Here is an 18,109-nt window from a genome sequence, read left to right as displayed (position 1 = left end):
TTTATTATTCATTATCAATAATTAGAAATATTCGAATAAAAATACCTCTTCTTTTACTATTTTAGCGCCGCGCCGGCATCCGGGTTTTCCCTTATTTTAGCATACGATTTTAACAGAAACGCATATTTATTTAACATACCATGCCCGATATTCCACTTCAGAAATTCCAGAAATTATTGGTTGCCAACCGGGGCGAGATCGCAGTAAGGATCCTGCGCGCAGCGGCGGAGCTGCGTATACGCACCGTGGCCATCTTTACGTACGAAGACCGTTACTCCCTTCACCGTTACAAGGCCGATGAGGCCTACCAGATAGGCAAAGATGACGACCCCCTGAAACCTTACCTCGACATTGAAGCGATCATCCACCTGGCTAAGGAGCAGGAGGTAGACGCTATCCACCCCGGCTACGGTTTCCTGAGCGAGAATGTACAGTTTGCCCGCCGCTGCCGGGAAGAAGGCATTGCGTTCATTGGCCCTACCCCGGAAGTAATGGCTCAACTGGGCGACAAGGTGGCGGCCAAAAAGCTGGCCCGCGAAGCCGAAGTGCCATTGATAGAAGACAGCCGCGTGCCGCTGGACAGTGTGGCGCTGGCGCTGCAGGAAGCTCAGCGTATTGGGCTCCCCGTTATGCTGAAAGCCGCAGCAGGCGGCGGGGGCAGGGGCATGCGTGTAGTACATAAAGCAGCGGACCTGGAAAAGTCCTTTACCGAGGCGCGCAGCGAAGCCGCCAAGGCTTTTGGCGACGATACTATCTTCATTGAGAAGTTCATAGAGGAGCCCAAGCATATCGAGGTGCAGCTAATGGGAGACAATCACGGCAATATTGTGCACCTGTACGAGCGCGACTGTTCCGTACAGCGCCGTTTCCAGAAAGTGGTGGAGATAGCGCCCAGCCCCAACCTGCCGGAGGAAACGCGGTCCGCCATCTATGAATATGCCCTGCGCCTGGCCCGCAAGGTGAATTATAACAACGTGGGCACCGTAGAGTTCCTGGTAGACCGCAGCAATAATATCTATTTTATAGAAGTAAATCCCCGCATACAGGTAGAGCATACCGTAACAGAGGAGGTGACCGGTATTGATATTGTGCGCTCGCAAATACTGATTGCGCAGGGGCACCGCCTCAGCGACCCGGAAATATTCCTGAAAGGGCAGGAGGATGTAAAGCTCAACGGCTTTGCCATCCAGTGCCGCATCACCACGGAAGACCCGGAGAACAATTTTACACCGGACTATGGCACCGTGATCGCCTACCGCAATGCCGGCGGCTTTGGTATCCGCCTGGACGAGGGCAGCACCTACTCCGGCGTAAAGATCTCGCCCTTTTTCGATTCCATGCTGGTAAAGGTAACGGCCTGGGGCCGCACCCTCTCCGGCTCTTCCGCACGCCTGCACCGCACCCTGCGCGAATTCAGGATACGCGGCGTGAAAACCAATATCCGCTTCCTGGAAAATGTGATCACGCATGATATCTTCCGCAAGGGCAACTGCACCGTGGGCTTTATTGACAAGCACCCCGAGCTGTTCAAATTGTCGCAGATACGCGACCGGGGCACCAAAACCCTGCTGTACCTGGCGGACGTAACGGTGAACGGGCACCCGGACGTGAAGGTGAAGGACCTCAACAAGAAATTCCGCGTGCCCCAGGTACCGGCCTACAGCCGCCTGGAGCCCTTCCCGGAAGGGAGTAAGAACCGCCTGGAGAAAATGGGACGGGAGGATTTTGCCCGCTGGCTGCGTAACGAAAAGCCCGTATACTTTACCGATACTACTTACCGCGACGCCCACCAGAGCCTGCTGGCCACCCGGGTGCGCACCAGGGATATTATGGCCGTAGCCGAAGGCTATGCCCGCAATAACCCGCAACTATTCTCCATGGAAGTGTGGGGCGGGGCTACTTTTGACGTGTCCATGCGCTTCCTGCATGAATGTCCCTGGCGCCGCCTGCAGCAGATACGGCAGGCCATGCCCAACCTGCTGCTGCAGATGCTGTTCCGCGGCTCCAATGCCGTGGGCTATTCCGCTTACCCGGAGAACCTGATCGCCCGTTTTATTGAGAAGAGCTGGGAAAACGGTATCGACGTGTTCCGCATTTTCGACTCCCTGAACTGGGTAGACGCCATGGCCCCCAGTATCCGCTTTGTGCGCGAGTATACGCCCGCACTGGCGCAGGCGGCCATCAGCTATACCGGCGATATTTTGAATAAAGACAACCGGAAATATACGCTTCAGTATTATACGGACCTGGCTAAACGCCTGGAGGATGCCGGCGCGCACATGCTGGCCGTGAAGGATATGGCCGGGCTGCTGAAACCGCAGGCCGCCACGGTACTGATAAGCGCCCTTCGCGAAGCCGTGCAGCTACCTGTGGTGCTGCATACGCACGATACCTCTTCCGTACAGGCTGCCACCTACCTGAAAGCCATTGAGGCGGGGGTGAACGTGGTGGACTGTGCCATTGCCTCCCTCAGCGGCCTTACCTCGCAGCCCAACCTCAACGCGATGGTGGCCATTATGGAAGGCCATGAAAGAAGCCAGCCCATGAACCTGGCCTCCCTCAATGCCTACAGCAATTACTGGGAGGATGTAAGGGAGTTCTACTATCCATTTGAGTCGGATATGAAGGCCGGCACCGCCCAGATATATGAGAATGAAATACCGGGCGGCCAGTATTCCAACCTGCGTCAGCAGGCGGAATCACTGGGCCTGGGCACGCAGTTGGAAACCATCAAAAGGAATTATGCGGTAGTGAACAGGCTGTTCGGGGATATTGTGAAAGTAACGCCCAGCTCCAAGGTGGTGGGGGATATGGCGCTGTTCATGACGGCCAATAACCTTACGGAATCCGATGTGCTGGATGAAACCCGCAACCTGTCGTTCCCCGCTTCGGTAACCGGTTTTTTCCGGGGCGACCTGGGCGTACCTTATGGCGGTTTCCCGGAAAAGCTGCAGCGTATTGTGCTGAAAGGGGTGCAGCCCCTGAACGGCCGGCCCAACGAGCATTTGCCGCCGGTGGACTTTGACAGCGATTTTGCCGCTTTCCGGTTGAAATACCCGCAGGCCGAGTTCCTGGACTATCTCAGCTATCACATGTTCCCGAAAGTGTTTGATGAGTATTACCATCATGCCATGCGCTATGGCAACGTGGAAGCTATCCCTACGCCGGCCTTCTTTTACGGGCTGAAGCTGGGAGAGGAGATATTGGTCACACTGGGTAAAGGCAAGACCATCATCGTAAAGCTGCTGTACATACAGCCCGCCGATGAAAGCGGTATGCGCACCGTGGTGTTTGAGCTGAATGGTTATACCCGCCGGGTGCAGGTAAGGGATCACTCGGTAGCCAGCCTGGTGCCGGTCAACAAAAAAGTAAACAATCCCGGTGTGGAAATAGGCGCGCCCCTGCAGGGCAAGCTCTCCAGGCTGCTGGTAAGGCCGGGAGACCCGGTGGCCAGCAATACGCCCCTGTTCATAATCGAGGCGATGAAGATGGAAACGACTGTAACGGCTACCTATGCCACCATCGTAAAAGCCATTCATCTGCCGGAAGGCACTATGGTGCAGCAGGACGACCTGGTGGTGGAGCTGGAATAGAAAGTAACGAAAGAAAAAGTAAAAAATAGAAAACAACAGGCAGCCTTTCATAAAAAAGCGCTGCCTTTTTGTTGAAAGGCAGCGCCGCTATTCTTACTTTTTCTTTCGTTACTTAAAACTTCTCCAGGTCGCTGAAGAAGAAGCTGCCTTCTATCTCTGCGTTCTCATCGGAATCTGAGCCATGCACGGCGTTGCGGCCCACGGACTCTGCATATAGCTTGCGGATGGTGCCCGGCTCGGCGTTTGCAGGGTTGGTGGCGCCAATCAGTTTGCGGAAGTCTTCCACGGCGTTGTCCTTTTCCAGGATGGCGGCTACAATATGGCCGCTGCTCATGAATTCCACCAGCTCGCCGTAAAAGGGGCGTTCTTTATGCACTGCATAGAACTCGCCTGCTTTTTCTGCAGACAGCCTGGTCATTTTGAGTGCCGCGATACGGAAACCGGCAGCGTTTATCTTTTCCAGGATAGCGCCAATATGCCCGTTAGCTACCGCATCCGGCTTGATCATCGTAAATGTTCTGTTGCTCATATAGTTGTTTAAATTCTAAAAAGTCTAAAAATTCCAAAACCCAAATTCCCAAATGGTGGCAATCCCCTAATTGTCAGTAACAGTTCAATATTATTGAGGGCCTGGCCTAACTTTTGGAATTTGGGTTTTGGAATTTGGAATTTCCCCCTTTGGGGATTTGGAATTTGCAAAAATAACCAGAATTTGCTAATCAGATAAATCCGGGACAAAATTTTGAAATTCTGCACCAAATAAAGAACTTCGCACTTCGTTTCAAATGAACGCATAACAATATTTTAACATCCGCTTAATCTTGGTATGAAGCCGATCGAGGAAATCAAGCCTTTACTGGAAAGCCCTAAAAAAGTGGTGATTACCATGCATCAGAAACCGGATGCGGACGCGATGGGCTCCTCATTGGCGCTGTATCACTACCTTATTCAGAAAGGTCACCAGGTAGCCGTGATCTCCCCCACAAACTTTCCGGACTTCCTGAAATGGATGCCAGGGGCAGACCAGGTGCTGGATTTTGAGTCCATGCAGGAAAAGGCGCTGGGCGCTTTGCAGGGCATTGACCTGCTGTTTTGCCTGGATTTCAATGCATTATACCGCACCAAGAACATGCAGCCCTACCTGGAGCAGCTCCGGTGCGTGAAGATACTGATAGACCACCACCTGGAACCGCAGCCCGATTTCGACTACGGGATCAGCGATACCGCTGCTTCTTCTACTGCCCAGCTCGTTTATGAAACACTTTATAAATTGGGGGAAGAGCAGTATATTACCAACGAGATCGCGCAATGCATTTATGCCGGTACGATGACAGACACCGGGTCTTTCCGGTTTGCCTCCACGTCCGCCAGGGTACACCGCATGGTGGCAGACCTGCTGGAGCGCGGACTAAAACACGAGCTGATTCACCAGGCCATTTACGATAATTTCCTGGAAAACCGCCTGCGTTTTATAGGCCACAGCCTGCTGCACCGTATGGAAGTGTTCTATGAATACAATACGGCCATGATGGCTATACCGTATGCAGACCTGAAGCGTTTTGACCTGCAGACCGGCGATACGGAAGGATTGGTTAATTTTTTGCTGTCTATACAGGGGATCAAGATGGCAGCCCTGATCATAGACCGGAGAGAGGAGATAAAACTGTCGTTCCGCTCCAAAGGCGATTTTGATGTGAACACTTTTGCCCGCAGGTATTTTGAAGGGGGAGGCCATTTTAACGCTTCCGGCGGCCGGAGCACCGATACGCTGGATAAAACCGTACAGCGCTTTATTAAAGCTGTGCAGGAGAACGAGGAGTTATTACAATAAAAAGAACTACGATAATAAATACCTACAGATGAAACCGAGCATAGCACATTTTCTTACACAGGGGCATGTAAATGCGAGGTTCCATGAGACCTTTGAAAATACAAATCTCAACGAATGAAAAAAAACAATCAGTTACTTGTTGCAGCATTAGGTCTTATCATGGCCGGCTGCGGTACCGGCGGTGTCAAGAAAACACCCAGTGGTGTGGAATACACCGTACACAAATCGGGCAACGGTGCGCAGCTTAAGCTGGGCGATACGGTGCTGATGAACATTACACAACGCCTGAATGATTCTGTACTGGCAGAATCCCGCAAATTAGTAGGCGCTCCCGTACCTGTGCTGATCTCCAAGTCAGTGAACAAGTACGACCTCATGGAAGGGCTGGCCCTGCTGCATGAGGGCGACAGCGCTACTTTCATTATTCCCTGGGACTCCTTACCGGAGCCGCGCCCGCCTTTTGGCAAGAAAGGGGATAAGCTGAAAGTGACCTTCGCCGTAGAAGACAAATATTCTGCAGCCAATCAAACCGCTAAAGACGAAAAGGAAATAAAAGAATACCTGGACGAGCACAAGCTGAAGGCCACCAAAACGGATGAAGGCGTATATGTAGCGGTGAACCAGGCCGGCTCCGGCGACAAGCCGCATGCGGGCGATACCGTGTTTGTACATTATACCGGTAAGCTGCTGAACGGCAAAACCTTCGACTCCAGCCTGGATTCCACTTTAAGGCCCGGCATGCCGCTGGAGCCTATCAAGTTCCCGATCGGGCAGGGCTTCGTGATCAAAGGCTGGGATGCCGGTATCAGCGCGCTGAACAAGGGCGCCAAAGCTACCCTGGTCATTCCTTCTTCCCTGGCTTACGGCCTGCAGGGCAGCCCCCCGGCCATCCCCGGCAACTCTGTACTGGTATTTGATGTGGAGCTGGTAGATGTGAAACCCGGCAAAGCAGAAGAAAAGAAATAACACCTGGCGTTGAAGCAATAAAAAAAACGGCCGTCTCCTGGAAGGAGACGGCCGTTTTTTTTGCGCCGGTTATTTACAGGCGATTGACGAAATCCATTGAATGGTCCGGCAGGTAAGGGTTGTTCGGGTAGTCAAGACCCGAGACAGGATAAGAAGCGGTTTCAAGAACATCTTCCGGGGAGATCCTATCCTTTCTGACAAAGGTCAGTTCCAGCGTATCCGGCAAAGCAATGTCATTACCTTCAGCATCCAGTATACCATAGAGGTAGAAGGCCTGTCCCCAGTTATTGCCGTGAATATGGACCAGTTCGTAATTTACTCTCAGCTTTTCGATGATCTTCTTAAACCTCCGGAATAAATTTTTGATGTCGTGAAATTCTATAAGGATCTGGTTTACGTTCGTCAGCAGTTTGTAACTGATATCCTGTTCCCAGATACTGTATTCTTTTCCTTCGATATCCATCTTCAGCAATACCTGTTTGTCATACAGGTGAAACCGGTCCAGGTGATGCTGCATTGTATCATAGCGGGCTGACGGCTCGGTATCCACACCCTCATTGATGAAATAGATATGCCGTTTCTTCAGTTGGTTCATCTTCCTCCAGGCAATCCAGGCCCTGCGCAGATAATAAATGCTGTTCTTTATCCGGAAAGTGATCAATAATCGCCCCAGTGCCCTGGCATCAATTAAATATTTGCCGAACATCGTGGGATCAAACATAAGTACCTTGCTGGAAGTCACGTTATTAAAGTCCTCTTCAAAAGACACTTCCCAGCCTACTCCGTAGGTAAGCAGTACATCAGTTTCCTTTAAGATGCGGCCATATACAACGTAACCGCTGTCCCGGTTAGGCCCTAACCGTATCTTGTGTTTTACAGGTAATGGTTTTAGAAAATGCAGATCTTTCATATGTTGATATAGATTTATGATTTCAGCGGAAACGGGAGCCGAAAAATGAAAGCGCTATAGTAAATACTTTATATTGGGGTGGATATATAAAGTAAGTACAGTGCAGATGATGATCTTTTCCGGGGATAATGAATAGTAAATGCCAGGGTAATAGCTACCGCTACAATAACAACATTGCAGTTATTGAAAGTACAGGTTGAATGACAAATAAAGATAAACGAATAATAAAAAAAAGCGCAAACTTTTTTCAGGGATTTTTCTCCAACCGCTAAATATTAACCTCCCCATCCACCAGCACTTCATACATCTTTATCTTCAGCTCTTCCAGGGAAATGTTCTGCACCAGGCGTCCGTCCTGCGCGTAGGAAATAGTGGCCCGTTCCTCGGACACGATAATGGCCAGGTTGTCGCTATGCTCGGTAATGCCCACGGCGGAGCGGTGGCGCAGCCCGATACGGGTGGGCAGGTCAGGGTTATCGGACACCGGCAGTATCACCTTGGCCGCCAGTATCTTGTTGCCCACAATAATAAGGGCGCCGTCGTGCAGCGGACTGCCTTTGGCGAAAATGCTCTCTATCAGCTTGGCGCTGATGTTGCAGTCCAGCGCAATGCTGCTGGCCGAGTCAAACTTCACACGGTGGGTAGTAGCGATCACGATGAGCGCACCGGTATGCCGGGCGGAAAGATGGCCCACGGCGGTAACCACTTCGTTAATGATGTTCTCCTCCTCCCGGTAGCTTTTAAAGCGGTCCGGCATAAAGAGCTTGGTGAGGAAGCTGTCTTTGCTGAGCGGTGTTTTTTTGCCCAGCACCAGCAGGAACTTGCGTATCTCCGGTTGAAAAATGATAATGATAGCTATGATGCCTACATTGATAAAATTCTGCAGGATAGAGGTGAGCACGGGCATATGCAGCGCCTGCACCAGGAAGTAGGCCAGGTATACCATCAGCAGCCCCACAAAGATATTGAAGGCCAGGGTGCCCTTCAGCAGCCGGTACAGTTGAATGACCAGGAAAATAACGATCAGCAGGTCCAGAATATTCAGCCAGTTGAACTTATAGTCGTAAAGTTGAAACATATCCATAGCTGTAAAAATAGGAAATGATTATCATATGTTTCACAACATGATATGATCACTCCCCGTTGCTGATGTATTGCCAGATGCGAACGGCCTCTGCTGCCGCTTTTACATCATGCACGCGCAGCAGGTGCACGCCCTGTTGTAAAGCCAGTGTATGTATCACGGTAGTGCCGTTCAGCGCTTCCGCCGCGGTGGTGCCCAGCAGCCGGTAGATCATGGATTTGCGCGATACGCCTGCCAGCAGCGGGCACTCCAGCATATGGAACAGCTCCAGGTGCCGCAGCAGCGCATAGTTATGCGCCAGCGTTTTCCCGAAGCCGAACCCGGGGTCTATGATCACATCGGCTATACCGGCCGCCCTGCACTGCGCCAGCTTCTGAATGAAATAGTCCAGCACCTCCTGCACTACATTTTCGTATTGCGGCGCCTGCTGCATGGTAGCCGGCGTGCCCTGCATGTGCATGGCAATGTAAGGCACCTGCAGGCGGCCTGCAGTGGGCAGCATCTGTGCGTCCATGTCGCCGGCGCTTACGTCATTGATAATGGCGGCGCCGGCCTGCACGGTTTTTTCCGCTACTTCCGCATACCAGGTGTCTACGGATATCACGGCCTCCGGGTACTGGTTGATGATGGCGTGTATGGCCGGCAGCAGGCGGTCCAGCTCTTCCTTTGCGCCGATCAGGGTAGCGCCGGGCCGGGTGCTCTGCGCGCCCAGGTCCAGGATGCCGGCGCCCTCTGCCAGGTGCTGTCCCGCTTTTTCCATTACCTGGTGCAGGTGCCGGCTGCGGCTTTCGGCGTAAAAGGAATCGTCCGTCAGGTTAATGATGCCCATCACTACCGGCCCCGCAAGGTCCAGCAGCTTTCCCCGGCAATTGATGGTATATGGCGTAAGTTTCATTATTTTGCCCTGCAAATTAATCCATATTGCCATAATAACGATCATGAACAAAACCTTAGAGCAGTACCAGCGGGCATTCGACGCATGTAAGGACATCTTTATCAAAAAAACAAAAGACTACGGTACTTCCTGGCGGGTGTTAAGGCCGCTTTCCGTTACAGACCAACTGTTCATTAAAGCGCAACGCATCCGCACCATCCAGGAGCTGGGCACGCAAAAGGTGGAAGACCAGGTGGACGGCGAGTTCCGCGGCATTGTAAATTATGGCATCATCGGCCTGATACAACTGGGGCAGCAGCAGGGCAATCCCTACCAGGACCTGCCGGTGGAGGAAGTGTCCCGCCTGTACGAAGCGCAGGCCGCGCATGTACGGCAGGTAATGGAAGACAAGAACCATGATTATGGCGAAGCCTGGCGCGACATGAGCCAGGAATCCTTCGTAGACCTTATTCTTACCAAGCTGCTGCGCATTAAGCAGATACTCCGCAACGACGGTAAAACGCTGATATCCGAAGGCATAGACGCCAATTACGTGGATATCATCAACTATGCCCTCTTCGCGCTCATCAAAATAGAGGAGGGGAACCAACATTATTAATTAAATTGAACCCTATTTATACTTGCAGACATGAAAATTATCCTAAACCTATTCAGGGTGCTGGTAGGCGTCCTCTTCATCTTTTCCGGCCTGATAAAGGCCAATGACCCGCTGGGGCTCAGCTACAAGATGGACGAGTTCTTCGAAGTGCTGCACCTTACTTTTCTTTCGCCGTACTCGCTGGCGTTTTCCGTGATCATGAACGTGTTCGAGATCGTGGCCGGCGTGGCGGTGCTGATCGGCTACCGCATGCGGTTGTTCTCTTTCCTGCTGCTGCTGCTGATCGGCTTCTTTACCTTCCTGACCGCCTTTGCGCTGTTCAGCGGCAAAATAAAGGAATGCGGCTGCTTTGGAGACTGTATCAAACTCACGGCGGAACAGTCGTTCTGGAAAGATGTGGCCCTGCTGGTGATGATCGTGGTGATCTTCATTTACCGCCGCCACATTAAGCCCCTGTTCAGCAAAACGCCTTCGGCCGTTATCATGATCGCAGCGCTGGTATTTTCCGCCGGCGTACAGTGGTATACGTTAAACCACCTGCCTTTTGTAGACTGCCTGGCCTATAAAGTGGGCAACAACATACCGGAAAAGATGAAGCTGCCCCCGGGCGCCAAACCGGATGTATACGAGACCGTGCTGATATACGAAAAGAACGGCGAGCAGAAAGAGTTTACCGTGGAGAACTATCCCTGGTCCGACAGCACCTGGAAGTTCGTGGACCGCCGGGACAAGCTGGTGCAGAAAGGCAATGCGGAACCAGCCATCAAGGATTTTATTCTCACGGATTTTGATGGCGCTGACCAGACGCAGGCCATCCTGCAGGAACCAACGCCGGTGTACCTGTTCCTGGTGCTGAACACGGAGAAGGCCGGCAGCGGCTGGGATGAGGCCATGCAGGCGCTGCAAAAGCGCGTGCAGGCAGGGGAGGTGTACATCTACGGCGTTACGGCTTCCGGCCAGGAAGCGGTAGACGCTTTCAAGGCGCAGCACGGCCTGCAGTTTCCCTTTGTGCAGATGGACGGCACCGCCATCAAAACAGCCGGCCGCAGCAATCCCTGCCTGATATTGCTGGAGCAGGGCACCATTAAGGGGAAATGGCATTATAACGATATACCGGAATAGTTGCACATGCGCTTCCTCCTCAGGAAAATAACTTACGGAATACTGGTGCTGCTCGGTGTAGTGGTGCTGGTATTCCTTTTATTTAATGTATTGCCCGGCGATCCTGCCCGGCTTACCCTGGGACAGCGGGCCGACGTGGCCTCCCTGGAAAACGTGCGGCGGGAGCTGCACCTGGACCAGCCCCTGCCCCTACAGTTCCTCCTGTACCTGAACGACCTGTCTCCCCTGGGCATCCATACGGAGCAGGAAGCGCAGGACAAGCTCAATCACGTAACGCTGCTGCACCTGTCCGCCTCCCGGATACTGGTACTGAAAACGCCCTACCTGCGCCGCTCCTACCAGGGCCGGAAAGATGTGTGGGAAATACTGACCGAAGCCCTGCCCGGCACGCTGCTGCTGGCCGTGGCGGCCATGCTGTTTGCCACCGTAACCGGCATTGCGCTGGGCATTCTTTCCGCCGTAAAGCAGAACACCTGGATGGATACCGGCGCCATATTTGCCAGCGTGCTGGGCATCTCCGCGCCCTCTTTTTTTACCGGCATTGTGCTGGCCTACCTGTTCGGTTTTGTGCTGAGCGGTTATACCGGCCTGCATATGACGGGCAGCCTGTTTGATATAGATCCTTTTGCCGGGCGCATACTGAACCTGCGCAACCTGGTGCTGCCGGCTATTACCCTGGGCATACGCCCCCTGGCCATTATCGTGCAACTGACCCGCAGCGCCATGCTGGACGTGCTGAGCCAGGACTACATCCGCACCGCTTACGCCAAAGGCCTGCGCAGCCGGGTGGTGATCTGGAAGCATGCGCTCCGCAACGCGCTGAACCCCGTGGTAACGGCCATTACCGGCTGGTTTGCCGAGCTGCTGGCCGGCGCTTTCTTCGTGGAGTACATCTTTGGCTGGAAAGGCATCGGCAAGGTAACCGTGGACGCCCTGGAGCAGTTCGATTTCCCGGTGCTCATGGGCTCCGTGCTGTTCACCGCCGGCATCTTCGTGATCATTAACCTCCTGGCGGATGTGCTGTACAGCGTTATAGATCCCCGGATAAAAATGTAAATTCCAAATTCCAAATCCCAAATTCCAAAAATGCAGGCAGGGCTGCAATAGTAAAGCACTGTTACCAATAGTCGGGGGATTGCCGCCAGTTTGGGATTTGGAATTTGGAATTTGAACTTTTATACCTTATTTTAGTAAAAACGATCTAAACCTGGTATTAACCTGTATTGCCGTAGCGTAATTAAGCCATTATCAAAACCGTAAACCGTAATCTTTTGACCCGGACCTGAAAACCTGAAACCCTTAATTATAAAACCCGTAAAAAGTAACACACCCATGAACAAGATGAGAATCATCCTGATGGCCGTAGCCATCACTGCAGGTATTGGCGGCGCCGTAGCAGCTACTTCCCGTACCGCCCCCACGGTATATTACAAAGCCAGCAACGGCGAATTCTATCCTGCCGGCATTAAAGATTACGATTATGTATGCGAGTGGGACCATTGGGGCACCTGCACATACACCTATAATGCTTCTACCGGCCAGTATGTGCCCTATGAGGCCGGGAAGATCTTATTCCTCAGATAAGTTTTGCCGTTATAGTCTCTTCGTTTAACTATGGTTGAAAGTTCCTGTCCGCCTTCCCGGTGGACAGGATTTTTTTTTGTTGCTTTGTAACAAAGCTTTTTTACGGTCGTCTTCCTGGTATAGCATATTGTAAAAAAGGCATTGAATCATTGTTATGTCCTTAGAACTGTTTCATTCACAGGTAATTCCTATCAGGCCAAAGCTGTTCCGCTTTGCTTACCGCCTGTTAAACAATGAGGAAGATGCCAAAGACATCATCCAGGATGCCCTGCTGAAAGTATGGCATCAGCAGGAGCGGATGACGGAGCTGCAAAACCCGGAGGCCTGGTGCATGCGCATTGTGCGCAACCTGGCGCTGGACAGGCTGAAGTCTAAAAAATACCGGCTTACTGAAGGACTGGAAAAAGTGGACGGCATACAATCCGGCCACCAACCCAGCCCGCACCTGGCGGCAGAGCAGCATGACGTGATGAGCCGGGTGCACCGTATCATTAACGCCCTGCCGGAAAAGTACCGTACCGCTATCCAACTGCGGGATATGGATGGCTTTTCCTACCAGGAAATTGCAGACGTACTTGAAATAACGCTCAGCGAAGTTAAAATAAACCTGCACCGGGCCAGGAAAGCCGTGCGGGAGCAATTACAAAATTTGCATGTATATGGATTACAATAAGATAAGAGCGCTGCTGGAAAAATACTGGGAAGCAGATACGTCGCTGGAGGAAGAAGCGCTGCTGCGCCGTTTTTTTGTAACGCACCGGGATGCATTGCCGGAAGACCTGCGGGAAGCCGCACCACTGTTCAGCTACTTCCAGGCAGAAAGTGAAAAAGAACTGCCGGCATTGCCTGATGATCGTATACTGCCCTTGCGCCGGGCCAGGCCCTGGCAGCACTGGATGAAATATGCCGCCATGCTGCTGCTGCTGGCAGGCGTTGGCTACAGCGTGCAGCAGTTCCGGCAAAAGCAGCAACAACTGGACCTGTCCGCCTGGCAGCAGGACACCTTCACGGACCCGGAGAAAGCCTACCGGGAAACGGAAAAGGCGCTGGAACTGCTGGCCCGGAACCTGAACAAGGGCACTTCCCAGGTGGAAAAGCTTTCCTATTTCAATGAAGCCACCGAAAAAGTAAAAAATGACTAGCGCAAGCACTACCTGATAAATAGTATAAATGAAAATGAAACCAAATATAAACAGATGAAAAAGTTAATATTAATACTGGCGCTGGTAATGGCCGGCCGCCAGCTATCCGCCCAAAGCGTTATAGACCGGTTCTTCCAGAAATACGAGGACGATCGCAGCTTCACCCTGGTGAGCGTTACACCCAAGATGTTCAGCATGTTCAGCAAGCTGGATATCAATACCGGCGAAGGACAGCAGTTCATGTCCGTTGTAAAGAAGCTGAAAGGGCTGCGCATCCTGGCCAAAGAAGACGCCAAAGACGGGTCTAAGCTGTACCGCGAAGCCGCCGCTTTCCTGACCAGGGATTTTGAAGAGCTGATGACGGTGCGTGACGGGCAAAGCGACCTGAAGTTCCTGGTAAAGGAAAACGCCCGGGGTAACATTGCAGAGCTGATCATGCTCGTAGGCAGCACCAATGAATTTGTGGCCATGAGCCTGGTAGGCGATATTGACCTGAACGAGATCGCACAGATTGCCAGCGGCATGAATATTCAGGGAATGGATAACCTCAAAAAACTGAAAAAATGAAAACACTCATCACCTGTTGCCTGCTCCTGGCACTGGCCGCCGGCCCGGTGTCCGCACAAAGGAAGTATTTAAAGGAATTTCAGCGGGAATACCGGGGTAAGGCGGAAACCTACCGCATCGGGCTGGGCTTCCTGGCAAAGATCGGGGGCGCCCTGCTGCCCGCCAGCCTGATAGACGAAGGGGAGGATAAGGAAACGGCCGTTGTTGTAAAACGAATGCTCCGGAAAGTGAAGCGCATGAAGCTCTACGTGATCCAGGCGAAGAACAGCGATGCGATTGACCGCGAATCCCTGTACCGCCTGCGGCAGAACCTGGCCGACAAAGCCGGTCTGGAGCCCCTGCTGGAAGTGCGCGACCAGGGCAGCACCGTATATATGATGAACAAAGGAAAAGGGGATGAACTGGGCAATGTGGTGGTGCTGATAAAAGATGAAAGCGAGCTGGTGATGCTGCACCTCCGCACCCGTATGCTGATGAAGGATATACAGGACCTGATAGACCTGGCGAAGAATTAAATTTACTTTTTACCTGACAATCACTTCCCGTACCGCTGGCTCTTCCAGCATTTCATTCACCAGTTTGATGATCTTTTCTTTGGCGTAATTCAGCTCCTGTTTAAGCGGGGCCACATTGGTGGTGATGATCAGCTTCCCGTCTATCAACTGGATGCTCTCCGTATACCGTGCTATGGTTTTTCCCATCAGTTGCTCCCAGTTTTCCTGTATACGAACTTCCATCATCCGCGGCTTAAGGCGGCTTTTGTTCATATATTCCCGGAGGGCATCCCCGATTGAGCTGATCCCGTGACGCATGCAGCAAAGGTAAAGCATTTATGCATATCGGTCTTTGATATCCCTGTTATTTACAGAAAACCCGTTAGTAACAGGGGCATAAGCTATAGATAACCTATATCTTTATGGGATAGCTTATCTATAGCTTATATATAGGTTGTATATAGGTCATATATAGGTTATCTTCAGGTCCATGCAGGAACAACTAAGGGAACACATAGAAAAGATAGTGCCGCTCACGGATGACGAGTTTGCGTTTGTATGGGAGCATTTCACGACTGAACAATATAAGAAACGTGCCTTTCTCATCCGGCAGGGGGAAAGCGTACCACATGCCTATTTTGTTGTGGCCGGGCTTTTGAAGCTGATATATGACGATGAATCAGGCCGGCAGCACATTGTTTCCTTTGCCATGGAGGACTGGTGGGAAAGCGATTACCAGGCCTATTTTACCCGGACGAAGGCCACCATGTCCCTGCAATGCCTGGAAAACACCCGGGTGTGCTGCCTTTCCCTGGAAAATTACCGGCAACTATGCGCAGGGCTGCAGAAGATGGAGCATTTCTTTCTTCAGAAGGCGAATGCCGGCCACATTGCATCGCAGCGGCGCATCTTGTCTTTCCTGACCGCCAATGCAAACGAGCGTTACGAGCAGTTGCTGAAACGGTACCCGTCCCTGTTCCAGCGGGTGCCTAAAACCCTGCTGGCTTCCTACCTGGGCGTGTCGCGGGAAACCCTTAGCAGGCTCCGGCGTTCCTGATCAGCCCTGTTTCCACCCGTTTATAATTGTGAGATTGCTCAGGCTTCCATTTCCACCAGTTGAAAATCGTCCGGCAGGTGCTCAAAAGCGGCCTGTAAGCGGTTGCCATGGGTGTCGGTAATGAACACCTGTCCATAGTCCGGGCGACTAACGAGCTGGATGAGGCGGGTCACCCGTTCCTGGTCCAGCTTTTCAAATACATCGTCCAGCAGCAGGAGGGGAGGGAACTGTTTCTGGTTTTTGATCACCTCGTACTGCGCCAGCTTCAGGGCAAAAAGGAAGCTCTTGCGCTGTCCCTGGGAGGCGCTGGTTTTCATGGGGTGCTCGTCCAGGAGGAACAGCAGGTCATCCCGGTGAATGCCGCCGCTGGTGCGCTGCAGTAGCTGGTCCCTGTGCCGGTTGGCGGCCAGGAGGCGCTCCAGGGGCTGTTCCAGCAGGCTGCACTGGTAGCGGATATTCACTACTTCATGCCGTCCGGCCAGGTAATCGTACAGCTCCTGCACCTTTTGTATAAAGGCGGGCAGGAATGCCCGGCGCTGCTCAAATACCGGCTTCCCGTGCTGCGCCAGTTGGGCGTCCAGCACGTCCAGCAGCGCATCCTGGGAGCGGCCCTGGGCGGCAATGGTCTTTAGCAGGCTGTTCCGTTGCTGCAATATCTTATTATAGGTGATCAGGTGCTCCAGGTAGCCGGGGTATAGCTGGGAAAGCAAGCCGTCCAGCCATTTGCGGCGCTCCTCGCTGCCGCCCAGGATAATGCCGGCATCGTCCGGGGCTATCATGACGGCCGGGAAGCGGCCGATGTGCTGGGAAAAGCGCTCATAAGCCTCCCCGTCCAGGGAGATCTCCTTTTTCCCTTCTTTCAGGGTGCAAACTACCTTATGGTCCTGCCCGCCGCGCTCCAGCACGCCCTCCAGCCGGAAACCAGGGGTGTGGTACTGGGTATTCTGGCTTTCATTGCTGCTGAAATAGCTCTTGGTAAAGCAGATATAGTAGATGGCATCCAGCAGGTTGGTCTTGCCGCTGCCATTGCGCCCGGTAATGCCCACAAAGCGCTGCCGGAAGCTAAAGCGCCGGAGCGTGTAATTTTTGAACTGGGTAAGCGATATGTTTTTGACGGTTAGCAGGCTACTGTTATTTATAACCCGCAAATTTACAGGTAATTGCCACAGTTATTTAGTTTTTAGGATTTTCCTTTTATATTTGCGGACAAATTTAGAAACAGTGGCTACTAAAACAGACGCGAAGACGAAATTCACCAAGGAAACGTACTTATATTGGTATGAATTGATGCTCTTGCTGCGCCGCTTTGAAGAAAAAGCCGGCCAGCTTTATGGTATGCAGAAGATACGTGGTTTTTGCCACCTGTATATCGGGCAGGAAGCAATTGCAGCAGGTGCTATGACTGCTACGAAGCCCGAAGATAAATTTATTACCGCCTACCGCGATCACGCGCTGGCCATTGCCAAAGGGTTGACTGCCAACGAATGTATGGCCGAGCTGTATGGCAAGGCTACCGGTTGCTCCAAGGGCAAGGGAGGCAGCATGCACTTCTTCTCCAAGGAAAAAGGTTTCTTTGGCGGCCATGGCATCGTAGGCGCCCAGATAGGCACCGGCGCAGGCCTGGCCTTTGCCGAGCAGTACCAGGGTAAGGACAATGTGGTGCTTTGCTTCTTTGGCGACGGCGCCGCCCGCCAGGGTATCCTGCATGAGACCTTCAACATGGCCATGTTGTGGAAGCTGCCGGTGATCTTCATCTGCGAGAACAATATGTACGCCATGGGTACTTCCGTAGAGCGTACCTCCAACGTACTGGATATCTATAAGCTGGCAGACGCTTACGATATGCCCAGCGACTCCATCGACGGCATGAGCTGCGAAGTGGTGCACGACGGCCTGGAAAGAGCCATCAAACGCGCCCGCGAAGGCAATGGTCCCACCCTGATAGAGATCAAGACCTACCGCTACCGCGGCCACTCCATGAGCGACCCGGCCAAATACCGTACAAAAGAAGAAGTAGAGCAATACAAGGAAAAAGATCCCATCAACCAGGTGCTGAAGACCATCCAGAAGAACAAATGGGCGACGGAAGCAGAAATTGAGGCGATCAATGAGAAAGTAAAGCAGGAAGTGGAAGACTGCGTGAAGTTCGCAGAAGAATCTCCCTGGCCCGATGACAACGAATTACTGAAAGACGTTTACGTACAGGAAGATTATCCCTTCATTGTAGACTGAGATAATTAGCTATTAGCCACGCAGCCAACAGCTA

Annotated in this window: 19 protein-coding genes; 13 read left to right on the top strand and 6 right to left on the bottom strand. The window is 52.3% G+C overall.

Annotation, left to right across the window (positions count from 1 at the left end; all coding sequences use genetic code 11):
* Positions 1–140 precede the first annotated feature (140 nt).
* On the top strand, positions 141–3,593 hold the full coding sequence (locus LX66_RS24600; RefSeq protein ID WP_145718446.1) for a pyruvate carboxylase: 3,453 nt from the start codon (positions 141–143) through the stop codon (positions 3,591–3,593).
* Positions 3,594–3,705: 112 nt separating this feature from the next.
* Here the strand turns inward: LX66_RS24600 and LX66_RS24595 are convergent, their stop codons facing one another.
* Entirely contained in the window at positions 3,706–4,122 is a 417-nt protein-coding gene (locus LX66_RS24595; protein WP_145718444.1) for a nucleoside-diphosphate kinase, read from the bottom strand.
* Between the two features lie 297 nt (positions 4,123–4,419).
* Here LX66_RS24595 and LX66_RS24590 point away from each other — a divergent pair, with 297 nt between their 5' ends.
* The gene (locus tag LX66_RS24590) at positions 4,420–5,424 is read left to right on the top strand and encodes a DHH family phosphoesterase (RefSeq protein ID WP_145718442.1); all 1,005 of its coding nucleotides are present in this window, start codon (positions 4,420–4,422) and stop codon (positions 5,422–5,424) included.
* Between the two features lie 114 nt (positions 5,425–5,538).
* Positions 5,539–6,390: an FKBP-type peptidyl-prolyl cis-trans isomerase gene (locus tag LX66_RS24585; RefSeq protein WP_145718440.1), complete on the top strand. Its 852-nt coding sequence runs from the start codon at positions 5,539–5,541 to the stop codon at positions 6,388–6,390.
* Positions 6,391–6,463: 73 nt separating this feature from the next.
* On the opposite strand, the gene LX66_RS24580 is transcribed toward LX66_RS24585, so the two are convergent.
* The 3 genes from LX66_RS24580 to folP all read right to left on the bottom strand — a co-directional run bounded on the left by LX66_RS24580 (position 6,464) and on the right by folP (position 9,279).
* A complete protein-coding gene (locus LX66_RS24580; RefSeq protein WP_145718438.1) occupies positions 6,464–7,300 on the bottom strand; it encodes an FkbM family methyltransferase in 837 nt (278 codons plus the stop codon).
* 268 nt (positions 7,301–7,568) lie between these two features.
* On the bottom strand, positions 7,569–8,378 hold the full coding sequence (locus LX66_RS24575; RefSeq protein WP_158642750.1) for a diadenylate cyclase: 810 nt from the start codon (positions 8,376–8,378) through the stop codon (positions 7,569–7,571).
* Between the two features lie 55 nt (positions 8,379–8,433).
* The gene (gene folP, locus LX66_RS24570; protein WP_170232419.1) at positions 8,434–9,279 is read right to left on the bottom strand and encodes a dihydropteroate synthase; all 846 of its coding nucleotides are present in this window, start codon (positions 9,277–9,279) and stop codon (positions 8,434–8,436) included.
* A gap of 43 nt (positions 9,280–9,322) precedes the next feature.
* Here folP and LX66_RS24565 point away from each other — a divergent pair, with 43 nt between their 5' ends.
* The 8 genes from LX66_RS24565 (at position 9,323) to LX66_RS24530 (ending at position 14,807) form a co-directional block, all read left to right on the top strand.
* Positions 9,323–9,877, top strand: coding sequence for a DUF1599 domain-containing protein (locus LX66_RS24565; protein WP_145718432.1), 555 nt, complete (start codon positions 9,323–9,325; stop codon positions 9,875–9,877).
* Positions 9,878–9,907: 30 nt separating this feature from the next.
* Positions 9,908–10,999, top strand: a complete 1,092-nt coding sequence (locus LX66_RS24560; RefSeq protein ID WP_145718430.1) for a BT_3928 family protein — start codon at positions 9,908–9,910, stop codon at positions 10,997–10,999.
* A 6-nt stretch (positions 11,000–11,005) separates the two neighbouring features.
* Positions 11,006–12,055 carry an ABC transporter permease gene (locus LX66_RS24555; protein ID WP_145718428.1) on the top strand — a complete coding sequence of 350 codons (1,050 nt, stop codon included), beginning with the start codon at positions 11,006–11,008 and terminating at the stop codon, positions 12,053–12,055.
* A gap of 276 nt (positions 12,056–12,331) precedes the next feature.
* On the top strand, positions 12,332–12,583 hold the full coding sequence (locus LX66_RS24550) for a hypothetical protein (RefSeq protein WP_244620505.1): 252 nt from the start codon (positions 12,332–12,334) through the stop codon (positions 12,581–12,583).
* Positions 12,584–12,737: 154 nt separating this feature from the next.
* The gene (locus LX66_RS24545; RefSeq protein ID WP_145718426.1) at positions 12,738–13,256 is read left to right on the top strand and encodes an RNA polymerase sigma factor; all 519 of its coding nucleotides are present in this window, start codon (positions 12,738–12,740) and stop codon (positions 13,254–13,256) included.
* Entirely contained in the window at positions 13,243–13,725 is a 483-nt protein-coding gene (locus tag LX66_RS24540) for a hypothetical protein (RefSeq protein WP_145718424.1), read from the top strand. Before LX66_RS24545 ends, LX66_RS24540 begins: the two co-directional genes overlap by 14 nt.
* A gap of 54 nt (positions 13,726–13,779) precedes the next feature.
* On the top strand, positions 13,780–14,292 hold the full coding sequence (locus LX66_RS24535) for a DUF4252 domain-containing protein (RefSeq protein ID WP_145718422.1): 513 nt from the start codon (positions 13,780–13,782) through the stop codon (positions 14,290–14,292).
* Entirely contained in the window at positions 14,289–14,807 is a 519-nt protein-coding gene (locus LX66_RS24530) for a DUF4252 domain-containing protein (protein WP_145718420.1), read from the top strand. The genes LX66_RS24535 and LX66_RS24530 overlap by 4 nt, the downstream gene beginning before the upstream one ends.
* Positions 14,808–14,816: 9 nt before the next feature.
* Here LX66_RS24530 and LX66_RS24525 read toward each other — a convergent pair whose 3' ends face one another.
* The gene (locus LX66_RS24525) at positions 14,817–15,104 is read right to left on the bottom strand and encodes a DUF721 domain-containing protein (RefSeq protein WP_145718418.1); all 288 of its coding nucleotides are present in this window, start codon (positions 15,102–15,104) and stop codon (positions 14,817–14,819) included.
* Positions 15,105–15,276: 172 nt separating this feature from the next.
* Here LX66_RS24525 and LX66_RS24520 point away from each other — a divergent pair, with 172 nt between their 5' ends.
* Complete coding sequence (locus LX66_RS24520) at positions 15,277–15,843, top strand: Crp/Fnr family transcriptional regulator (protein WP_145718416.1); 567 nt, start codon at positions 15,277–15,279, stop codon at positions 15,841–15,843.
* 38 nt (positions 15,844–15,881) lie between these two features.
* On the opposite strand, the gene recF is transcribed toward LX66_RS24520, so the two are convergent.
* Complete coding sequence (recF, locus tag LX66_RS24515; RefSeq protein WP_244620504.1) at positions 15,882–16,991, bottom strand: DNA replication/repair protein RecF; 1,110 nt, start codon at positions 16,989–16,991, stop codon at positions 15,882–15,884.
* Positions 16,992–17,064: 73 nt separating this feature from the next.
* On the opposite strand from recF, the gene pdhA reads away from it, so the two are divergent.
* Entirely contained in the window at positions 17,065–18,075 is a 1,011-nt protein-coding gene (pdhA, locus tag LX66_RS24510) for a pyruvate dehydrogenase (acetyl-transferring) E1 component subunit alpha (RefSeq protein WP_145718414.1), read from the top strand.
* Positions 18,076–18,109: the final 34 nt, after the last annotated feature.

This window comes from Chitinophaga japonensis (assembly GCF_007830125.1).
Taxonomy (GTDB): Bacteria; Bacteroidota; Bacteroidia; order Chitinophagales; family Chitinophagaceae; genus Chitinophaga; species Chitinophaga japonensis.
Note: the sequence above shows the minus strand (reverse complement) of the source record. Positions and strands in the feature narration are given on the sequence as shown.